15 protein-coding genes and 1 rRNA gene are annotated in these 17,915 nt (G+C 74.8%); 2 read left to right on the top strand and 14 right to left on the bottom strand.

All coding sequences use genetic code 11. The features are described from left to right. Nucleotides 1-109: 109 nt before the first annotated feature. The 11 genes from JQN83_RS10185 to JQN83_RS10135 all read right to left on the bottom strand — a co-directional run bounded on the left by JQN83_RS10185 (nucleotide 110) and on the right by JQN83_RS10135 (nucleotide 13,422). The gene (locus JQN83_RS10185) at nucleotides 110-2,530 is read right to left on the bottom strand and encodes a hypothetical protein (RefSeq protein WP_244252179.1); all 2,421 of its coding nucleotides are present in this window, start codon (nucleotides 2,528-2,530) and stop codon (nucleotides 110-112) included. Beyond that, nucleotides 2,530-3,708, bottom strand: a complete 1,179-nt coding sequence (locus tag JQN83_RS10180; protein WP_208566865.1) for a glycosyltransferase family 4 protein — start codon at nucleotides 3,706-3,708, stop codon at nucleotides 2,530-2,532. Before JQN83_RS10180 ends, JQN83_RS10185 begins: the two co-directional genes overlap by 1 nt. Continuing rightward, nucleotides 3,705-5,375 (bottom strand): murein biosynthesis integral membrane protein MurJ, encoded by a 1,671-nt coding sequence (gene murJ / locus JQN83_RS10175; RefSeq protein WP_208566864.1) that lies wholly within the window; start codon nucleotides 5,373-5,375, stop codon nucleotides 3,705-3,707. Before murJ ends, JQN83_RS10180 begins: the two co-directional genes overlap by 4 nt. Nucleotide 5,376: 1 nt before the next feature. Next, entirely contained in the window at nucleotides 5,377-6,243 is an 867-nt protein-coding gene (locus tag JQN83_RS10170; protein ID WP_204962036.1) for a hypothetical protein, read from the bottom strand. A 58-nt stretch (nucleotides 6,244-6,301) separates the two neighbouring features. After that, nucleotides 6,302-7,237, bottom strand: a complete 936-nt coding sequence (locus JQN83_RS10165; protein WP_208566863.1) for a copper transporter — start codon at nucleotides 7,235-7,237, stop codon at nucleotides 6,302-6,304. A gap of 27 nt (nucleotides 7,238-7,264) precedes the next feature. Continuing rightward, nucleotides 7,265-8,443: a putative cytokinetic ring protein SteA gene (gene steA, locus JQN83_RS10160; RefSeq protein ID WP_208566862.1), complete on the bottom strand. Its 1,179-nt coding sequence runs from the start codon at nucleotides 8,441-8,443 to the stop codon at nucleotides 7,265-7,267. A 119-nt stretch (nucleotides 8,444-8,562) separates the two neighbouring features. After that, nucleotides 8,563-10,320 carry a DNA repair protein RecN gene (gene recN / locus JQN83_RS10155; RefSeq protein ID WP_208566861.1) on the bottom strand — a complete coding sequence of 586 codons (1,758 nt, stop codon included), beginning with the start codon at nucleotides 10,318-10,320 and terminating at the stop codon, nucleotides 8,563-8,565. 228 nt (nucleotides 10,321-10,548) lie between these two features. Beyond that, the gene (locus tag JQN83_RS10150; protein ID WP_208566860.1) at nucleotides 10,549-11,433 is read right to left on the bottom strand and encodes an NAD kinase; all 885 of its coding nucleotides are present in this window, start codon (nucleotides 11,431-11,433) and stop codon (nucleotides 10,549-10,551) included. Nucleotides 11,434-11,542: 109 nt separating this feature from the next. Next, a complete protein-coding gene (locus JQN83_RS10145) occupies nucleotides 11,543-12,388 on the bottom strand; it encodes a TlyA family RNA methyltransferase (protein ID WP_208566859.1) in 846 nt (281 codons plus the stop codon). Between the two features lie 22 nt (nucleotides 12,389-12,410). Further along, nucleotides 12,411-12,707: a hypothetical protein gene (locus JQN83_RS10140; protein ID WP_208566858.1), complete on the bottom strand. Its 297-nt coding sequence runs from the start codon at nucleotides 12,705-12,707 to the stop codon at nucleotides 12,411-12,413. A gap of 22 nt (nucleotides 12,708-12,729) precedes the next feature. Then, entirely contained in the window at nucleotides 12,730-13,422 is a 693-nt protein-coding gene (locus JQN83_RS10135) for a phasin family protein (RefSeq protein WP_208566857.1), read from the bottom strand. Nucleotides 13,423-13,532: 110 nt separating this feature from the next. Here JQN83_RS10135 and JQN83_RS10130 point away from each other — a divergent pair, with 110 nt between their 5' ends. Further along, entirely contained in the window at nucleotides 13,533-13,868 is a 336-nt protein-coding gene (locus tag JQN83_RS10130; protein ID WP_208566856.1) for an SCP2 sterol-binding domain-containing protein, read from the top strand. 318 nt (nucleotides 13,869-14,186) lie between these two features. Here JQN83_RS10130 and JQN83_RS10125 read toward each other — a convergent pair whose 3' ends face one another. Continuing rightward, nucleotides 14,187-15,206 carry an HAD-IIA family hydrolase gene (locus JQN83_RS10125; protein WP_208566855.1) on the bottom strand — a complete coding sequence of 340 codons (1,020 nt, stop codon included), beginning with the start codon at nucleotides 15,204-15,206 and terminating at the stop codon, nucleotides 14,187-14,189. Continuing rightward, nucleotides 15,203-16,249 (bottom strand): tetratricopeptide repeat protein, encoded by a 1,047-nt coding sequence (locus tag JQN83_RS34085; protein ID WP_372444007.1) that lies wholly within the window; start codon nucleotides 16,247-16,249, stop codon nucleotides 15,203-15,205. Before JQN83_RS34085 ends, JQN83_RS10125 begins: the two co-directional genes overlap by 4 nt. Between JQN83_RS34085 and JQN83_RS10115 the strand changes: the two genes are divergently transcribed. Further along, complete coding sequence (locus JQN83_RS10115) at nucleotides 16,196-17,704, top strand: hypothetical protein (RefSeq protein WP_208567167.1); 1,509 nt, start codon at nucleotides 16,196-16,198, stop codon at nucleotides 17,702-17,704. The genes JQN83_RS34085 and JQN83_RS10115 overlap by 54 nt on opposite strands. A gap of 90 nt (nucleotides 17,705-17,794) precedes the next feature. Here JQN83_RS10115 and rrf read toward each other — a convergent pair. Continuing rightward, a 5S ribosomal RNA gene (gene rrf / locus JQN83_RS10110) occupies nucleotides 17,795-17,911 on the bottom strand. Nucleotides 17,912-17,915: the final 4 nt, after the last annotated feature.

Raw genomic sequence — 17,915 nt, 5'->3', positions numbered from 1 at the left:
GTCCGTAGCGGTCATGCGAACCGCCGTGCCGATCAAGTGATCACGCGATCCACGGGATTCCACGGTAACACCTCCCCCGGGGCTACCTGGCGTCGCACCCGACCTCGGGCTATCCCGCCCCGGCGGCGGACCGGCCGGCCGCCGCCGAGGTCCGGGCCGGACCCACCGCACCGGGGGTACGCGCCGTCGGCACCGTCGCCGCGTCCCGCCCCACCGGTCGGGTGCCGGAGGTGTCGTCCGGTGCGTCGGCGGCACCGTCGCGCGGACCGTCCGCCCCGGCACCGCCGGGCGGCGTCACCGCTGCGGTGGGCAGGTCCTTGCCGTCCCCCTCGCGGGCCGCCGCCTCCCCGCCGTCGTCGGGCCGCCCACCGTCGGGGGTGCCGCCGGTCGGGGCCGCACCGGGTGGGCCGTCCGGGCCGGGGTGACCCGTGCCGGGCAGGGTGCGGTCGGTCGAGTGGTCGAGCACCCGCAGCGAGGCCAGCGCCGCCATCGGCACCACCAGCGCCGCCGCCGCCCCGGCCACGTCCAGCGCGGCACCCCCCAGCAGCCCGGCGATGACCGCCGCCAGGGCCGTACCGGCCAGCGCCGCCCGGATCGCCGGGTAGATGCCGAACAACCGCATCAGCCCACCCCAGGGCTGGAGCAGCGCGAACCAGACCAGCAGCAGACCGACCACCGCCAGCACCGTCAACGGGCTGTTCACCAACGTCTGGAAGTTCGCCGTGCTCGACCGGTGCACGGTCAACCCGCCGGTGCCCTCACCCAGGGCGGTCAGGAACCGGCCCAACGCGCCCCGCTCCTCCACCGGCCGACGCAGGTCCACCACCGCGAAGCCGATGGTCAACGCCAACCCGGCCATGGTGGCCCAGACCAGCCGGCTGACGGTCAGCCAGCCGCCGGTGCTGATCGCGGCGGCGACCGCCACCCCGGCGGTCAACGCGATCGCGCCGATGGAGTCCGCACCCAGGTAGGGGCTGCCGATGACCACCACAGCCGACCCGCCCACCGCGACCACCACCATCGGCCGCCACTGCCGGCGGACCCGCTGGGCGAGCCAACCGGCGCTGAGCAACGAACCGGCGAGGAACACCCCCAGGCCCACGGTGCCGAGGCCGGAGAACCGGCCGCCCTCCAGCGCGGAGTAGCCGACCACCCCGTTGAGCTGCAACCGGGCCCCGCTGAGCACGTCCGCGCCGACCACCAGGGTGGCGAGGCCGGCGACCGCGCCGAGCGGGCCGAGGGTGCGGTCGTGGCCGGGGGCGAACCGGACCAGGGCGGTGCCGCCGACGATCAACGCGACCGTCACCAGCGCGAAGTAGCCGCCGGCGTGGTCGCCCCGCCACCAGGGCACCGCGTCGGCGAGCAACGCCGCGGGCACCGCCAGGGCGACGGCGATCAGCAGCAACTCCACGGTCGCCACGATCCGGCGGGACACCGGCGGCGGGCTGTGCGGGCCGGCGAGGCGGCGGGCCCGGCGCAGCAGCGGCAGCACCGCGACGGCCAGCACGACCTGGGCGGCGGCGAGCAGGGCGAAGAACCAGCCGGCCACGGCCCGCTGGGCGGCGGCCTCCCGGTCGGCGTCGGCCGGCGCGCTGATCGCGGCGGCCAGGTCGTCGGGGCGACCGTCGACCTTCACCGCGGGACGGCCGAGGAAGAGCCGCTCCGGCATCGGCCGGCCCAGCGCGACCAGCGCGGTCGGCGCCAGGTCGACCAGTTGCAGGTAACCCTCCCGGCCGGTGCTGGCGGAGGTGAGCCAGCCGTTCTCCCAGCCCGGGCCGTCGGCGACGACGACGTGCAGCCGGGCCGGCGTCTCGGTGTCGGACACCCCGGCGACCAGCACCAACGACCGTTGCGGCCGGGCGGCGAGCACCTTCGCCAACGCCTCGTCGGCACGCCGGGCGTCCGCCCGCCGGTCCGCCGGGTCGGTGCCGCTGACCGTGCCCAGGTCGACGATGCTCAGCACGCAGGAGCCGAGCAGCCCGGCCGGGTCGGCCGGCAGTCCCGGGGCGTACCGGTCGACGCGGCCGAAGGGACGGGCGGCGGCGACGGCGGCACCCGGGCCGACCGCCACCGAGCAGCGCACCGACTCCGACAGCGAACCGGGAACCGCGCCCCAGGGTTGCCGGTCGGCGTTGTAGGCGACCACGCTCTCCTGGTTGGGGAGGTTCGCGCCGATCCCGTCGGGCTGCTCGACGGTCACCGCGGCGGGCGGGCAGCCGCCGGGCTGCCGGCTGCCGTTCCAGCCGGCGTAGCTGCCCGCACCGAGGGTGAGCCAGCCGTCCACCGGGCAGGTCGGGCGGTGCGCGGAGCGGGTCGACAGCGAACCGATGGACCCCTGCTGGGCCATCCGCCACAGCGTCGGGGTGCTCTGCGGGTCGACGTCGGACCAGCGCAGCCCGGCCACCCCGGCGAGGACCACGAAGTCGGCGGTGCGTCGGGGTGGGCTGCTTTCGGGGCGGGCGGCCAACGCGGTGACGCCGAGCGCCACCACGATCAGGGTGAGCAGGACCGGGGTGAATCGGCGCAGCATCAGGCGCGTCCCGTCGAGGGGGTGTCGGTGCCGGGGACAGCCGACCCGGTGCGGCCGGGCCGACCGTCGGCGTCGAGTTCGGTGTAGAGGTCCCGCAGCGCGGCGACGGTGTTGGCCTCGGTGGGCCAGCCGGCCGCCCGGACGGCCCCCCGGTGGGCCAGGTCGGCGCGCAGGTCCGGGTCGTCCAGCAGCGACCGCACGGCGGCGTCCACCGCGTCGACGTCGCCGGCCGGGACCAGCAACGCGCCGTCGCCGACCAGCTCGGGCAGCCCACCGACGGCGGTCGCCACCAGTGGCACGCCGGCGCGCAGCGCCTCCTGGGCGAACAGTTGCCGCGCCTCCCAGTCGCTGGTCACCACCGCCAGGTCGGCCCCGGCGAGCAGGTCCGCCACGTCGGTACGGTGTCCGAGCAGGGTCACCGGGGCCCGGGCGGCGGAGATCCGGGCCGCCAGCGGCAGGTAGGCCGGGCCGCTGCCGGCGATCACCACCACCGGTGGCGGGATGCGGGTGCGCCACCGCGCGGCGGCGTCGACGAGCACGTCGTAGCGTTTCTGCGGGTGCAGCCGGCCGACGGAGAGCACCAGCGGCTGCCCGGCGGTGACACCGAACTCGGCACGGACGGCGGCGCGACGACGACGCGGGGCGGGCAGGGCCGGCGCGGCGACCGGGGCGAGCCGGGCGTCGGTGGCGCCCAGCGCGGCGGCCCGCTCCACCAGGTCCGCCGAGGCCCCCAGGGCGACCCGGGCGGACCGCGCGACCACCCGTTCGGCGAGCCGGGACAACCGCCCGCGTAGCCCACCGGCGAGCACCGCGTTGTGCCAGGTGACCACGAGTGGTACGGCGGGCCGGGCGAGCGCCGCGACGAGCCCGGCGCGCAACCCGTGGGCGTGCACCACCCGGACGTCGGTGTCGGCCAGCGCCCGGCGCAGCGCGGTGACCGCCCGGGCGTCGGCGGGGGTCGGGTTGGCCGAGATCTCCACCGGGGTGAACCGGGCCCCGGTGGCGGCGAAGTCGAACTGCTCGCCGGTGGCGGCCGGGCCGCAGACCAGCACCGGCTGGCCGGCCTCGACGAGCCCCCGGGCCACCGAGCGGACGTGTTGACCCACCCCGCCGGTGCTGGAGGCGAGCAGCAGCACCACCGTGCCCCGGGGATCGGGGGCGGACGTCGCGTCGGTCATGGGGAGAGGGTCTCCTTCCCGTCACCGGCGTCGCGGGCGACGCCGTCCTGCGGGTCACCCGCCGGTCGCCGGCCACCCAGCCGACGTCGTACGCCGGTGAGCAGCGGCCCGACGTCCCGCCGGTCCACCAGCCAGGCGACGGCGAGGAACAGCACGCCGACCACGGCCCCGGACAGCATGCCCTGCACGAGTGCCCCGGCTGTCGTCGGGGTGCCGCCGCCGGCGAGCAGGCGGGCGGTGAGCAGACCGGCCGGGGCGGCCAGCAGCGCGGCCAGCAGGCCGGCGGTGGCGGCCCGGCCGGCACCGGCGAGGGCGGCCCGACCGGCGGCCCGGGACACCGCGCCGACCAGCAGCGCCCCGAGGACCAGCATGCCGACGGAGTTCGCCAGGGTGACGGCCAGCACCCGGTCGGCGCGCGGCAGCAGCGCCGCGAGTGGCATGGCGACCAGGGGCACCAGCAGCCAGCCGGTGGTGATGGCGGCGGTGGCCACCCGGGTGGCCCCCCGGGCGTAGAGGGCCCTCGACAGCACCGCGAACAGGCCGTAGCCGACCAGTCCGGGGGCGAACCCGGCGATCGCGGCGGCGGTGGGTTCCGCGCCGAGCGGGAAGAACCGGCCGACCGGTTCGGCGGTGCCGACCAGGGCCGCCGCGCCGAGGAAGCTGAACAGCAGCACCCCCCGGGTGGTCGCGGCGACCGTCGTCCGGTAGCCCTGCTCGTCGCCGGTCGCGGCGGCGGCGGACAGGCCGGGGTACGCGGCGACCGCCAACGGCACCGCGAGCACCGCCCAGGGCAGCAGGTACATGGTCTGGGCGAGGTTGTAGACCTGCGGGGAGCCGGTGGGACCGCCGGAGACCCGGTTGAGGATGACCACCAGGGCGAGTTGTTGGGCGGTGACGGTGACCGCCCCGGCGACGGCGAGCCCACCGACCCGGGCCCGCGCGTCGGCGGGGAACGCGTAGCCGGGCCGCCAGGTCAGCCCGAGCCGACGCAGCGGGACCAGCAGCGACAGCGACAACACCACCACCCCGACGGTGGTGCCGCCGGAGAGGATCAACTCACCGGCCCGGCTGACCTGCGCGATGCTCGCGTCCCGGCCCTGGGTGACGCCGAAGACGACGTAGACCCCGACGACGGTGAGGCTGGACAGCAGCGGCGCGACGACCGGCCAGGCGAACCGGCGGTGCGCCTGGAGCACCCCGGTGAGCACGATGCCGATGCCGTAGAGCGGCAGTTGCGGGGCGAACACCCGCAGCATCCGCGCCCCGGCGGCCAGCTCCGCCGGGGACCGCCCGTCGGAGATCACCGCCACGACCGGGTCGGCGAACACCGCTACCAGCGCCGCCAACGGCACCAGCAGGGTCACCGTCCAGGTCAGCAACGCGCCGGTGGTGGCGGCCACCGTTCGCCGGTCACCCGCCGCGACCGGCCCCGCCAGCAGCGGTACGACCAGACTGGCCAGCGCCCCACCGGCGACGATCTCGAAGATGATGTTGGGGACGGTGTTGGCGATCACGTACATGCCGCCGAGGTCGCTGTCCTGGACGACCCAGGTGAAAACGGCGGTACGGCCGAAGCCGGCGAGCCGGGCCAGCACGGTGAGCACGGCGATGAGTGCGGCGGCGCCGGCCACCCGACCGACGCCGGCGAGGGGTGCCGGTCTGGTCACGTCAGTCGGATCGCCGGCCCAGCGCGTCGAGTTCCCGCAGCACCGGGGTGCGCTGGATGACCGCCGTGAAGCTGACCTTCTCACTGGCCGCGGTGAGGCCGGCGAGGACCGCGAGCAGACCGGCCCGGCCCAGCGGCCCCGTCCGGGCGGCCAGGGCCACCCCGAGCAGCGCGCCGAGCGCGTTGGCTCCGCTGTCGCCGATCATCACCCGCTCACCGAGGTCCTCGTCGAGTAGCCCGGCGGCGGCGCCGACCGCACCGGCGGCGATCCCGGCGTGCGGGCCACCGGCCAGTGGCACACCGAGCAGCACCCCGGACTTCAACGCCCGGCCGGGACGCAGGTCCAGCAGGTTGAGCAGGTTGGCGGTGCCGGCGACCACGCCCGCACCGAGCAGCACGTCGGCGGTGCGGCCGAGTGCGCCGTGACGCTGCCGGCGGGGGTGCGCGGCGACCTTCGGGTCGGCGGCGAGCAGCACGGCCGCGGCGAGCCCGGCCGCACCCACCCCGGCGACCTTGACCATGCCGGCGGTGACCCGGCCGGCCCGCAGTGCGGCGAGGTGACCGGCGAAACCCTTGGCGGCCTTCTGCTCCGGGCGGGCACCCACCACGTCGTCGTAGAGCCCGACGGCGCCCGCGCCGAGGCCGGCGACGAGCACCGCCGCGCCGGCCGGGACGCTGGCCGCGCCGAGCGCCCCCGCGCCGGACGCCCCGACGGCCAGCGCCGGTCCGGCGGCGAGACTGACGGTACGGCCCCGGAAGTTGGTCCGCTCCAGCGCCGGCCCCGCCGGGGAGGTACGGGCCTCCCGCAGCGCGTACCGGGCGGCGGCGGCTCCGGCGGCGGCGGCGAGCAGCCGCCCGATCCCGCTCACGCGGCACCGCCGGACGGGGCGGACGGGTGGTAACCGGTCACCGGGGTACGTGGTTCGTTCACTGGGGCAGTCTAGGCACCAACGTGGCGTTGTCGCCGACGCCGTACTGACCGGCCCGCTTCTCGGTGAGCTGTTGGACCAGGGCCAGGCTGGTGACCAGCTGCCCCTGCACGGTGTTGGCGTTGTCGACGGTGGAGATGGTCTGGGCCAGCACCGGGTCGCCGCGTACGACGGCCACCAGGTTGCCCCCGGCGGAGCCGTTGCCGCCGACGACGATCGCCCCGGTGCGGTCGAACTGCTCGGCGACCTTCACCACCGACTCGTCCTTCTTGGCGGAGTCCTTGTCGACGTAGGGCTGCCCGCTGACCACCACCACGGCCTCGGCCGGCCCGGTGACCTTCTCCTCGCTGGTGAGGTACCCGGCGTTGGCGTACGCGGCCAGCACCGCCCGCCGGTCGGCGTCGGTGACCGGCGGGGTGCCGGGCGTCCGGTCGAGCAGGACGCTGGCCAGCAGGGCGCTGGAGGTCTCCACGCCGTTGCCGTTGCCGGGCAGCGCCGAGGCGGGCGCGGTGGGGCGGGCGGCGGTGACGGCCAGCTCCATCAGGTTGGTGTTGTTGTCCGGGTTGATGAACTTGTCCTGTACGTCGACCCGGCCGGTCACGGTGGCCCCGGCGGTCTGGAGCATCTTGAGCACACCCTCGGTGTGCTCCCGCCCGGTGGGCAGGCTGAGCACCATGACGCGCTTGCCGGTGAGCTTGCCGGGCAGGTAGAGCTGCGCCATCTCGGCGGCGAAGTCCTCCTCGAGGTCAAGCTCCTTCTGGAGGCTGTTGACCGACTGCCGCATCTGCTGGTTGTCCTTGCGCAGCGAGTTGACCGTCTCCTTGAGGGAATCGGCAACCGGGCCGTTGAGGGCGGCCGTACCGACCACCAGGCCGATCGCCAACGCCAGGAAGACCGCGGTCAGGGACACCACGTGGTACCGGAAGTTGATCACGCTTGCAGCCTCTTGATCGGTCGGGAGCTAGAAGAGCTGGCCGAGCTGGAACACGAAATTGTCCCACCACTCGGAGACCACGCCCAAATACGCCTTGCCGACGGTGGAGACCGCCACGGCGGACGCCATCGCGGCGATCGCCGAGAGGACCAGCAGCAGCAGGGACGAGCCGGAGATGCTCTGCCGGTAGAGCCGGCTCACGCCCTTGGCGTCGACCAGCTTGCCGCCGACCTTGAGCCGGGTGAGGAAGGTGGAGGCCATCCCGCCGCGCCCCTTGTCCAGGAACTCGACGAGCGTGGCGTGGGTGCCGACCGCGACCAGCAGCGAGGCACCCTTCTCGTCGGCCAGCAACATGGCGAGGTCCTCGCTGGTGGCGGCGGCCGGGAAGGTGATCGCCGGCACCCCGAGCCCGTTGACCCGGGCCAGACCGGGTGCCCGGCCGTCCGGGTAGGCGTGCACGATCACCTCGGCGCCGCAGCGCAACACGTCGTCGGTGACCGAGTCCATGTCCCCGATGATCATGTCGGGGGTGTACCCCGCCTCGACCAGCGCATCCGCACCGCCGTCCACGCCGATCAGCACCGGCTTGAACTCCCGGATGTACGGGCGCAGCACGTCCAGGTCAGCCTTGTAGTCATACCCCCGCACCACGATCAGGCAGTGCCGACCCTGCACCGGGGTCTGGATCTCGGGTACGCCCACCCCGTCGAGCAGCAGGTCGCGTTCCTGGCGCAGGTAGTCCATGGTGTTGGCGGCGAACGCCTCCAGCTGCACCGACAGACCCTCGCGGGCGTCGGACATCGCCTTGGCGACCGTCTCGGCGTCCTGGAGGTCACCGTGCGCCACCGGCTCGTCGCCGACGAAGACGGTGTTGCCCTCGATCCGGACGGTGTCGCCCTCCCGCAGCCGCTCGAAGACCCCCTCACCGAGGTCGTCCAGGAGCAGGATGCCGGCCCCGATCAGCACCTCGGGGCCGAGGTTCGGATACCGGCCGGAGACCGACGGCTTGGCGTTGAGCACCGCCGCGACCCCGACCGCGACCAGCGAGTCGGCCGCCACCCGGTCCAGGTCGACGTGGTCGATCACCGCAATGTCACCGGGGCGGAGCCGGCCGACCAGCCGTTTGGTACGGCGGTCCAGACGTGCGGTGCCGAGAACTGAGTCCGGTTCCGCGTTCCGGGTCCGGCGCAACGTGGGTAGACGCATCGTGACCATCCTGGCATGGGAGGCAGGCATTTCCGTTGCGACATGCCTGAGCAGGGCCGCCTACCCAGGGAAGCACACCGGAGCACAGGCCGGTGTGCCTCCGCTCACAATCGTTGCGGTCAGGGCCGTCTTTCCTTGGCCGCGACGGCCAGAAGCTCCTCGGCATGGGCGATACCCAGATCCGAATCCGGCAAACCCGCCAGCATCCGGGCCAGCTCCCGGGCCCGCTCGGTGTCCTCCACCACCCGCACCCCGCTGGTGGTCACCGCGCCCCCGGTGTCCTTCGCCACCACCAGGTGCCGGTCGGCGAACGCCGCCACCTGCGGCAGGTGCGTCACCACCAGCACCTGGTGACTACGCGCCAGCCGGGCCAACCGCCGACCGATCTCCACCGCCGCCTGCCCACCCACACCCGCATCGACCTCGTCGAACACCAACGTCGGCGGACCACCCGAACCGGCGAACACCACCTCGATGGCGAGCATCACCCGGGACAACTCACCGCCGGAGGCTCCCCGCTGCAACGGCAGCGACGGCGCACCCGGGTGGGCCAGCAGCCGCAACTCCACCTCGTCCGCGCCGTCCGGGCCGACCCCGCACTCGACCCCGTTGACCGACAGCGTCGGCTCGGACCGGCCGGCCGGCCGGGGCAGCACCGCCACCTCGATCCGGGCGTGCGGCATCGCCAACCCGGCCAGCTCCACGGTGACCTGCTCGGCGAACCGGACCGCCGCCTCCTGCCGGGAGGCCGACAACCGGCCCGCCAGCTCGGCCACCTCACCCGCGAGACGCTGGGCCTCCCGGTCCAACTCGTCGAGCAGCTCGTCGGAGGTGTCCAGGTCGGCCAGCCGGGTCCGGGCCCGCTCGGCCCAGGCGATCACCCCGTCGACGTCGTCGGCGTACTTACGGGTCAACGCGCGCAACGCGGCCCGCCGCTCATAGATCGTCTGCAACCGGGCCGGGTCGGCGTCCAACGCCGCCAGATAGGTCGACAACTCCGCCGAGACGTCCGCCACCAGGGTGGCCGCCTCCTCCAACCGCCCGGCCAGCTCACCCAGCGCCGGATCGGTGCCGGCCTGCGCCTCCAGGGTGCGCCGGGCCGTGCCCAGCAGCGCCGTGGCGTCCGGGGTGTCGTCGGCCGCCTCCACCCCGCCGGCCACGCACAGGTGCGCCAGCTGCGCCGCCGTCCGCAGACCCTCGGCGTGCTCCAGCCGCTGCGCCTCGGCCTTCAGCTCGTCGTCCTCGCCGGGCTGCGGGTCGACCCGGGTGATCTCGTCGAGGCCCAGCCGCAGCAGATCGGCCTCCTGGTGCCGGGCCCGGGCGTTGCTGCGCCGGTCGGCCAGGTCGTCGACCACCTGCCGCCACCGCCCGTACGCCTCCCGCAGCGCGTCGACCAGCTTCTCGTGCCCGGGACCGGCGAACCGGTCCAGCGCGGCCCGCTGCTCGGCGGGGCGTAGCAGGCGCAACTGGTCGGACTGACCGTGCACCGCCACCACCTGCTCGCCCACCTCGCCGAGCATCGACACCGGCATGCTCCGGCCACCCAGATGCGCCCGGGACCGACCCTCCACGGTGACCGTACGGCTCATCAGCAGCGAACCGTCGTCGTCGGGTCCACCACCGGCGTCGACGATCCGGGCGTGCACGACGTCGGCCACCCGACCGCCCAGCCGCAGCCGCCCCTCGACGGTCGCCCGACCCGGCGCGGCCCGCACCCGGCCCGCGTCGGCCCGACCGCCGAACAGCAGGCCGAGGCCGGTCACCACCATCGTCTTGCCGGCACCGGTCTCACCGGTGATGACGTTCATCCCGCCGGCCAGCGGCAGGGTGGTGTCCTCGATGACGCCCAGTCCGGTGATCCGCAGCTCTTCCAGCACAGCACCCGACAGTAGACGCGTGCTGGGACAGTTGACCAGCCGGCACGGCCCATCATCCGGGCCGGGGACGGTCCGCTCTGCTGCCGCCGGGGCAGCACCGCTGGTGGACGCCCCGGGCGACACCGGTGGACCGCCAAGGGTGGCCACGAACACTCCCGTTGTCGCCGGCCGCCGGTCCCGGCTACTCCGGGCACCCAGGGCGATCCCCCGCCCGGGTCCGCCGCAGGATCAGCGGCGGCTGCCCCGCCAGCCCTGCACCGGCAGGTCGAACTTGGCCACCAGCCGGTCGGTGAACGGCCGGTCCCGCAACCGCACCACCCGCACCGGCAGCGCGCCCCGACGCACCGTCACCGTCGCCCCCGGCGGCAGGTCGTAGACCCGCCGACCGTCGCAGCACAGCACCGCCAGGGTGGTGAACGGGTCGACCGTGATGACGAACGTGGAGGTGGGCGCGGTCACCAGCGGACGGCTGAACAACGCGTGCGCGCTGATCGGCACCAGCAGCAGCGCCTCCACCTCGGGCCACACCACCGGCCCGCCCCCGGAGAACGCGTACGCGGTGGAGCCGGTGGGGGTGGCGCAGACCACACCGTCGCAGCCGTAGCGCGACAGCGGCCGACCGTCCACGTCGACCAGCAGCTCCAGCATCTGGGCGCGCTCGCCCTTTTCCACGCTGATCTCGTTGAGCGCCCACGACTCGATGGTCGGGCCACCGTCGAACTCGGCGGTCACATCGAGGGTGAGGCGTTCGTCCACCGTGTAGTTTCGCTCGACCACGTCCCGTACCGCCGTGTCGAGGTCGTCGATCTCCGCCTCGGCGAGGAAACCCACCTTGCCCAGGTTGATGCCGAGCAGCGGCACCTTCGTCGGGCGGGCCAGCTCGGCGGCGCGCAGGAAGGTGCCGTCACCGCCGAGCGCGAAGACGATCTCGGCACCCTCGGCCGCCCGCTGACCGGCCATCGGCACCACCCCGGGCAGATCGAGATCCTCGGCCTCCTCGGCCACCACCCGCACCTCGAAACCGGCCGCGATCAGGTCGGCGGCGACCGCCCGGGCGTGCTCGGTGCTCCGGCGACGCCCGGTGTGCGTCACCAGCAGCGCGGTCCGGCTCACCGACGCCACCGCCCCTCGGGCACCCGAAGGGCCCCGCCATCGCTGAGGTCCACCGGACCCGCCTCCCGTCCACCCTCGCGGGACACCGTCCCGACGTCGCACACCACGCTCACCCTGCCACCTTCCCCGAAACCGGGTCCGGCCCGGGGCCGGTCGGCCCGGCGGCCACCACGGCGTGCACCCGCTCGGCGTCGGCCGGCGGGGCGTCCCGGCGTAACCACACGAAGAACTCGACGTTGCCGCTCGGACCCGGCAACGGGCTGGCCGCCACGTCCGCCAGCCCCAGTCCCAGTCCGGCGGCGGTCGCCGCCACGGCCAGCACCGCCTCGGCCCGCAACGCCGGATCCCGCACCACACCCCCGGCGCCGACCCGCTCCTTGCCCACCTCGAACTGCGGCTTGACCATCAGCGCCAGGTCACCGTCGCTCCTGGTGCAGCCGGCCAGCGCCGGCAGCACCAGGCGCAGGGAGATGAACGACAGGTCGGCCACGGTGAGGTCCACCGCCCCACCGATCACCTCCGGGGTGAGGGTCCGCACGTTGGTGCGGTCCAGCACCCGGACCCGTTCGTGGGTACGCAGCGCCCAGGCGAGCTGCCCGTAGCCGACGTCCACGGCGACGACCTCCGCCGCGTCGGCCCGAAGCAGCACGTCGGTGAACCCGCCGGTCGACGCTCCGGCGTCCAGGCAGCGCCGGCCGGCCACCCGCAGCCCGGCGGGACCGAAGGCGGCGAGCGCGCCGGCCAGCTTGTGACCGCCCCGGGAGACGTACTCGTCGGCCGGGTCCGCGCCGGTGACCAGCAGCGGATCGGCCGGATCGACCATCGCGGCGGCCTTGCGGGCGGGCACCCCGCGCAGCTGGACCCGACCGGCCTCGATCAACGCCCCGGCCTGCTCCCGGGACCGGGCCAGGCCGCGACGGACGAGTTCGGCGTCGAGCCGGGTACGACGTGCCATGGGGTGGTTCTCTCCGGTCCGCTCAGGCCTGGTCGATGGTGGCGAGGGTCTCCCGCAACGTCTGGTACGCCGCCTCGTACTGGGCGATCTGGTCGGCCGGGGGCAGCCCCTCGGCGTTGGCCATCGCCTGGACGGCGGCGTCGACGGCGGGATGCCGGGCGTCATCGACATCATCGTCGAAGCCGACGCCCACCGACGGGCCGGGGCGGGCCGTGGGCGCGGGACCCGGACGACCGCCCAGCGGCGGGCCGGGCCTACCCGCCGAGGGCGGGCCGGGCCTACCCGCCGGGGGTGGGCCGGGGCGGAACGGGCCGGTCACGACCGGCTGCCGGTGGGGCTGGTCACGCGGCACCACCGGTGTCTCGTCGGCCGGGGCTGGTCTTCTTGACCGGTCGGGGCGGCGGTGCACCGTCGTCGGCACCGCCCGGCCCGGCGGAGCCTTCCGGCGGACCCGCCTTCCGCACGGCCTTCTTCGCTACGGCCTTCTTGGCCACCGCCTTCTTCGCCACGGTCTTCTGCGCCGTGGCCCCGGTCGCCGGGTCGCCGGCAGTCGACGGGCCGGACGTCGTCGGCACGGCGGTGTCGACCGACGGGGCAGTCGTTTCCGGCACGGCGGTGTCGACCGGCGGGACAGTGGTGTCCGGTGGGACAGTGGTGTCCGGCGCGGCGGTGGCAGCCGACGGGGCGGTCGTTTCCGGCGCGGCCGGCCCGGTCGGCGGGGTGCCCGGTCCGCTCTTCGCCTCACGCAGCTGCCGTTCCAGCTCGTGCACCCGGCGGGTCAGTTCGGCGACCTCGTCGGCGGTGGCCAACCCCACCGCACCGAGTGCCCGGTCGACCTCGAACCGGACCAGTTTCGTCAGCGCCTCCCGGTTGGCCGCCCCGGTGGCGAGGATTTCCTCGGCGAGCGACTGGAGTTGCCCGGCGGTCGCGCCGCCCGTCCCGACCAGCCGCCGGGCGGCGTCCTGGGCCCTCTTCCGGGGCGCTTCCGTCAGGCCCAGGGCCAGCTCCAGGTAGGCGCGCCACGCGTCCTGCATGACTGAGTCCTTCCGTGGGGGCAGTGTGCGGCCCTCACGCTACCGGGCGCCCCGGGTCGCCCATTGCGGTACGGTGCCGGAAACGGCGTGGCGGGTGTGAGGGAGACGATGTGGCCACCGTGGACGAGTGCCGTCAGGCGCTGCGGGATCTTGCCGACCGCCTGGACCGGCACGCCGACGTGTCCAACAAGATCGATCTGGATCGCACCCTGGCCTGCCGGATCACCGACCTGGAGACCGCCTTCCACGGTCGGATCGCCGGTGGCCGGCTGCTCGATCTCACCGACGGCGACGACCCCAAGGCAAAGATCGCCCTGGTCACCAGCAGCGACGACCTGGTCGCCCTGGTGCACGGCCAGCTCGACGTCACCAAGGCGGTCGCCGCCCGGCGGATCTCCATCAAGGCCAGCCCGTTCGACCTGCTGAAGCTACGCAAGCTGCTCTGAGCGGGCGACACCGCCGACGACCCGCCACCGGTCGGCCGACAGAAGGCCGGGGCGGCACCACCCGCTGTCGGGTCGGTGCCGCCCCGGGCCCCGCTGTTCAGCCGGCCGAGGTGGCGGCGAGGTGGCCGGAGCTGGCGGAGCTGCCCGCAGGTGGCCGGAGCTGGCGGAGCTGCCCGCAGGTGGCCGGAGCTGGCGGAGCTGCCCGCAGGTGGCCGGAGCTGGCGGAGCTGCCCGCAGGTGGCCGGCCGGAGCCGGGCCCGGGTGACCGGGCAGGCCCCGGCTCGGCCGGCCGGCCGGCTCGCTGCCTCAGAGAGCCGGTCAGGTGGCCAGTCCGAAGCCGGCCAGCACCTGCTCCGCCTCCGGCGAGGCCGGTCGGACGTCCGCACCGGTGCCCGCCGCCCAGGCGACCGCGCAGAGCGCGGCCAGCGCGTCGAGCGGCCGTCCGGCACCCCGCAACTCCACCGCCCCGTCCACCGCCGTGGCCGACCATCCACCGGCCTGCGGGGCACCGGGAACCCGGACCACCGCCGCCGGGTCGAAGAGCCCGGCCAGGTCCACCGCCACATGGGTCGGCCGCCGTTGTTCGGCAGCCGCCAACAGCTCGGGTACGTCGCTGACGCCGGTCAGCACCAGCAGGCTGTCCAACCCGGCCCGGCGGGCACCCTCGATGTCGGTGTCGAGCCGGTCGCCGACCACCAGTGACCGGCCGGTGCCGGCCCGTCGGGCGGCGGTGGCGAACAGTGCCGGCTCCGGCTTGCCGACCACCACGTCCGGTGCCCGGTCGAGGGCGTGCCGCAGGGCCGCCACCAACGAGCCGTTGCCGGGCAACGGGCCACGTCCGCTCGGCAACGTCCGGTCGGTGTTGGTGGCCACCCAGGTCGCCCCGGCCCGGATCGCCACCGACGCCTCGGCGAGGTCCACCCAGCCCACCTGCGGGCCGTACCCCTGGACGACGGCGGCCGGCGCGGCGTCGGCGCGGTCGACGGGGGTGAGCCCGACGGCGCGGATCTCGGCGCGCAGCGCCTCGGCCCCGACGACGAGCACCGCAGCACCGGCGGGAAGGCGGTCCCGCAGCACCTCGGCGGCGGCCGCAGCCGAGGTGAGCACCTCCGCCGGATCGGCCGGTACGCCCATCCCCGTGAGCAGGTCGGCGACCTCGCTGGAACGGCGTGAGGCGTTGTTCGTGGCGAACGCCACCGACCGGCCCTCGGCCCGCAACGCGCCAAGGGCCTCGACCGCTCCGGGGATCGGCCGGTCGATCAGGTAGATCACTCCGTCCAGGTCGAACACGACCAGGGCGTACCCGTCGACAAGCCGACCCCCGGCGACCTCGGTCATCGCTGGTCCGTCTCCGCGCCGCGCCCGTCCACCGGCCGGCCCTCGACCGGGGTCGGCGCGTCGTCGACCTGACCGGCCGCACCCGCACCGGGGTCGAGTCGGGTGGCCGCGGCACCCGAGGGACTGTCGTCGGCGTCGTCGCCCGCGACACCGGCGTGGGCGGCCGGCTCGTCGTCGCGGTCGACGTCGTCGCGCCGGCTCCGCTCGGCGCGCTCGCCACGGTCGTTGTCACCGGTACGATCCTCGGCGCGCTCGCGGTCGTCGTGACCGTCGCGGACCTCGTCGCCCAGGTCCGCTTCCCCGTCGGGGCCGTCCTCGGCGACATCGTCTTCCTCGTCGAAGTCGTCCTCGGCGTCGAAGTCGTCCTCGTCGTCGCGGTCGCCTTCGGCGCGGTCGTCGGGGGTGGTGTCCGCCCCGGCCGGCAGCGTGCCGGCCTCGGCGGCCGGTTCCTCGACCGGCTCGTCGTCCTCGTCGTCGCCCTCGATCACGACGCCGTCGAGTTCCAGCAGCCGCTCCGGGGCATCGGTCTCACCGTCGGCGTCCACGTCCGCGGCCCGCGAGAACCACTCCCGGGCCTCCTCGCGCCGACCCACCGCGAGCAGTGCGTCGGCGTAGGCGTAGCGCAACCGGGCGGTCCACGGCTCGGCGACCTCGGTGGTCAGCTCCGGGACCTGGAGCATCGCCACCGCGGCGTCCTTCTGCCCCAGGTCGGCGCGGGCCCCACCGGCAACGATCAGCAGTTCAACCGCGACGGCCTTGTCGAGCTTGGCGCTGTCGGCCCCCCGGAACAGATCGATCGCGCGTTCCGGTCGACCCAGGGCGCGCTCACAGTCCGCGAGCACCGCCAGGTGGCTCTGCAACCCGGTCATCCGGTGGTAGGTGCGCAGCTCGGCGATCGCCGTCTGCCACTCCCCCGCGTGGTACGCGGCCAGCCCGACCGCCTCACGGACGGCCGAGATCCGGGACGCCAACCGCCGGGCGGCCATCGCGTGCGCGAGCGCCTCCGTCGGGTCCTCGTCGATCAGTTGACCGGTGGCGACCAGATGCCGCGCGACGGTCTCCGCAACCGGCTTGTTCAGCGAGAGGAGTTCGGCACGAACGGCCGTGTCGAGGTCGCTCGCGACGATCTCGTCCGGCAGTGCCGGCGCAGCCGGACGGGCGTCGGCCTCGTCCCGGCGGTCCCGGTCGGCGCCGAACCCGCCCTCGCGGCGGTCCTCGCCACCGCGCTGGTCGTCGCGGCGCGGCCGGTCGTGGTCACGCTCGCCGCCACGGAAACCGCCTTCACGACGGTCACCGCCACCGAAGCCACCCTCACGACGGTCACCGCCACGGAAGCCACCCTCGCGGGGGCCGGAGCGGAAACCACCCTCGCGGCGGTCACCACCCTGGAAGCCGCTTCCACCCCGGCTGCCACCGAAGCCACCCTCACGACGGTCACCGCCACGGAAACCACCCTCACGGGAGTCACCGCCCCGGAAACCACCCTCACGGCGGTCACCGCCGAAGCCACCGGGCCGACGCTCGCCCCCCGCAGCGCCCTCGCGTCGATCTCCACCGCGGAAACCACCCTCGCGGGAGTCACCGCCCCGGAAACCACCCTCGCGCGGACCGGACCGGAAACCACCACGGTCCCCACCACGCGAATCATCACGACGATCCCCACCCCGGAAACCACCGGGACGGGAATCACCATCACGCGGACCAGAACGGAAACCACCCTCACGACGGTCCCCACCTTGGAAACCACCCTCACGACGGTCACCGCCACGGAAGCCACCCTCGCGGGAGTCACCGCCCCGGAAGCCGCCCTCGCGCGGGCCGGACCGGAAACCACCCTCGCGGCGATCGCCACCGCCGAAACCACCGGGCCGACGCTCACCGCCGGCGGCACCCTCGCGACGCTCGCCACCCCGGAAACCACCGTCACGACGGTCCCCACCTTGGAAGCCACCCTCGCGACGGTCCCCACCGCGGAAACCACCCTCGCGGGAGTCACCGCCACGGAAGCCGCCCTCACGCGGACCGGACCGGAAACCACCACGGTCCCCACCACGGTCCCCACCACGCGAATCATCACGACGATCCCCACCCCGGAAACCACCGGGACGGGAATCACCATCACGCGGACCAGAACGGAAACCACCCTCACGACGGTCCCCACCACGGAAACCACCCCCGCGGGAGTCACCGCCGTTGCGCGGAGCGTCGCCATCGCGTCGGAATCCACCGTCGCGTCGGTCGCCGGAACGGAAGCCGCCGTCGCGCGAGTCCCCACCGGAACGGAAACCGCTGGGCCGGGAGTCACCGGTACGGGGGCCCGAACGGAAACCGTCCTCGCGCCGGTCGCCGCCCCGAGGTCCCCCCCGCGAGGCACCGCGGTCGTCGCGGTCTCCCCGGTATGGGGGACGGTCGTCCCGCCGAGGGCCGGCGTCACGCCCCTGGGGCCGGTCGGAGCGATCTTCATATTGGCGCGGACGGTCTCCGCCCTGCGGTCCTGAACTCACAGGTAAATCCTTCCTGATTGCGCCACCGACGGCGCGACGCAGTCGAGGGCCGACCCGGATGGGGCGGCCCTCGACTGAAAGGTTGTCCGGCGGTGTCCTACTCTCCCACACCCTCCCGAGTGCAGTACCATCGGCGCTGGAGGGCTTAGCTTCCGGGTTCGGAATGTAACCGGGCGTTTCCCCTCCGCCATGACCGCCGTAACAC

Origin of the sequence: Micromonospora antibiotica (assembly GCF_017599305.1) — a bacterium.
Lineage (GTDB): Bacteria > Actinomycetota > Actinomycetes > Mycobacteriales > Micromonosporaceae > Micromonospora > Micromonospora antibiotica.
The sequence above is the reverse complement of the archived record's forward strand: the minus strand, read 5'-3'. Positions and strand labels throughout refer to the sequence as shown.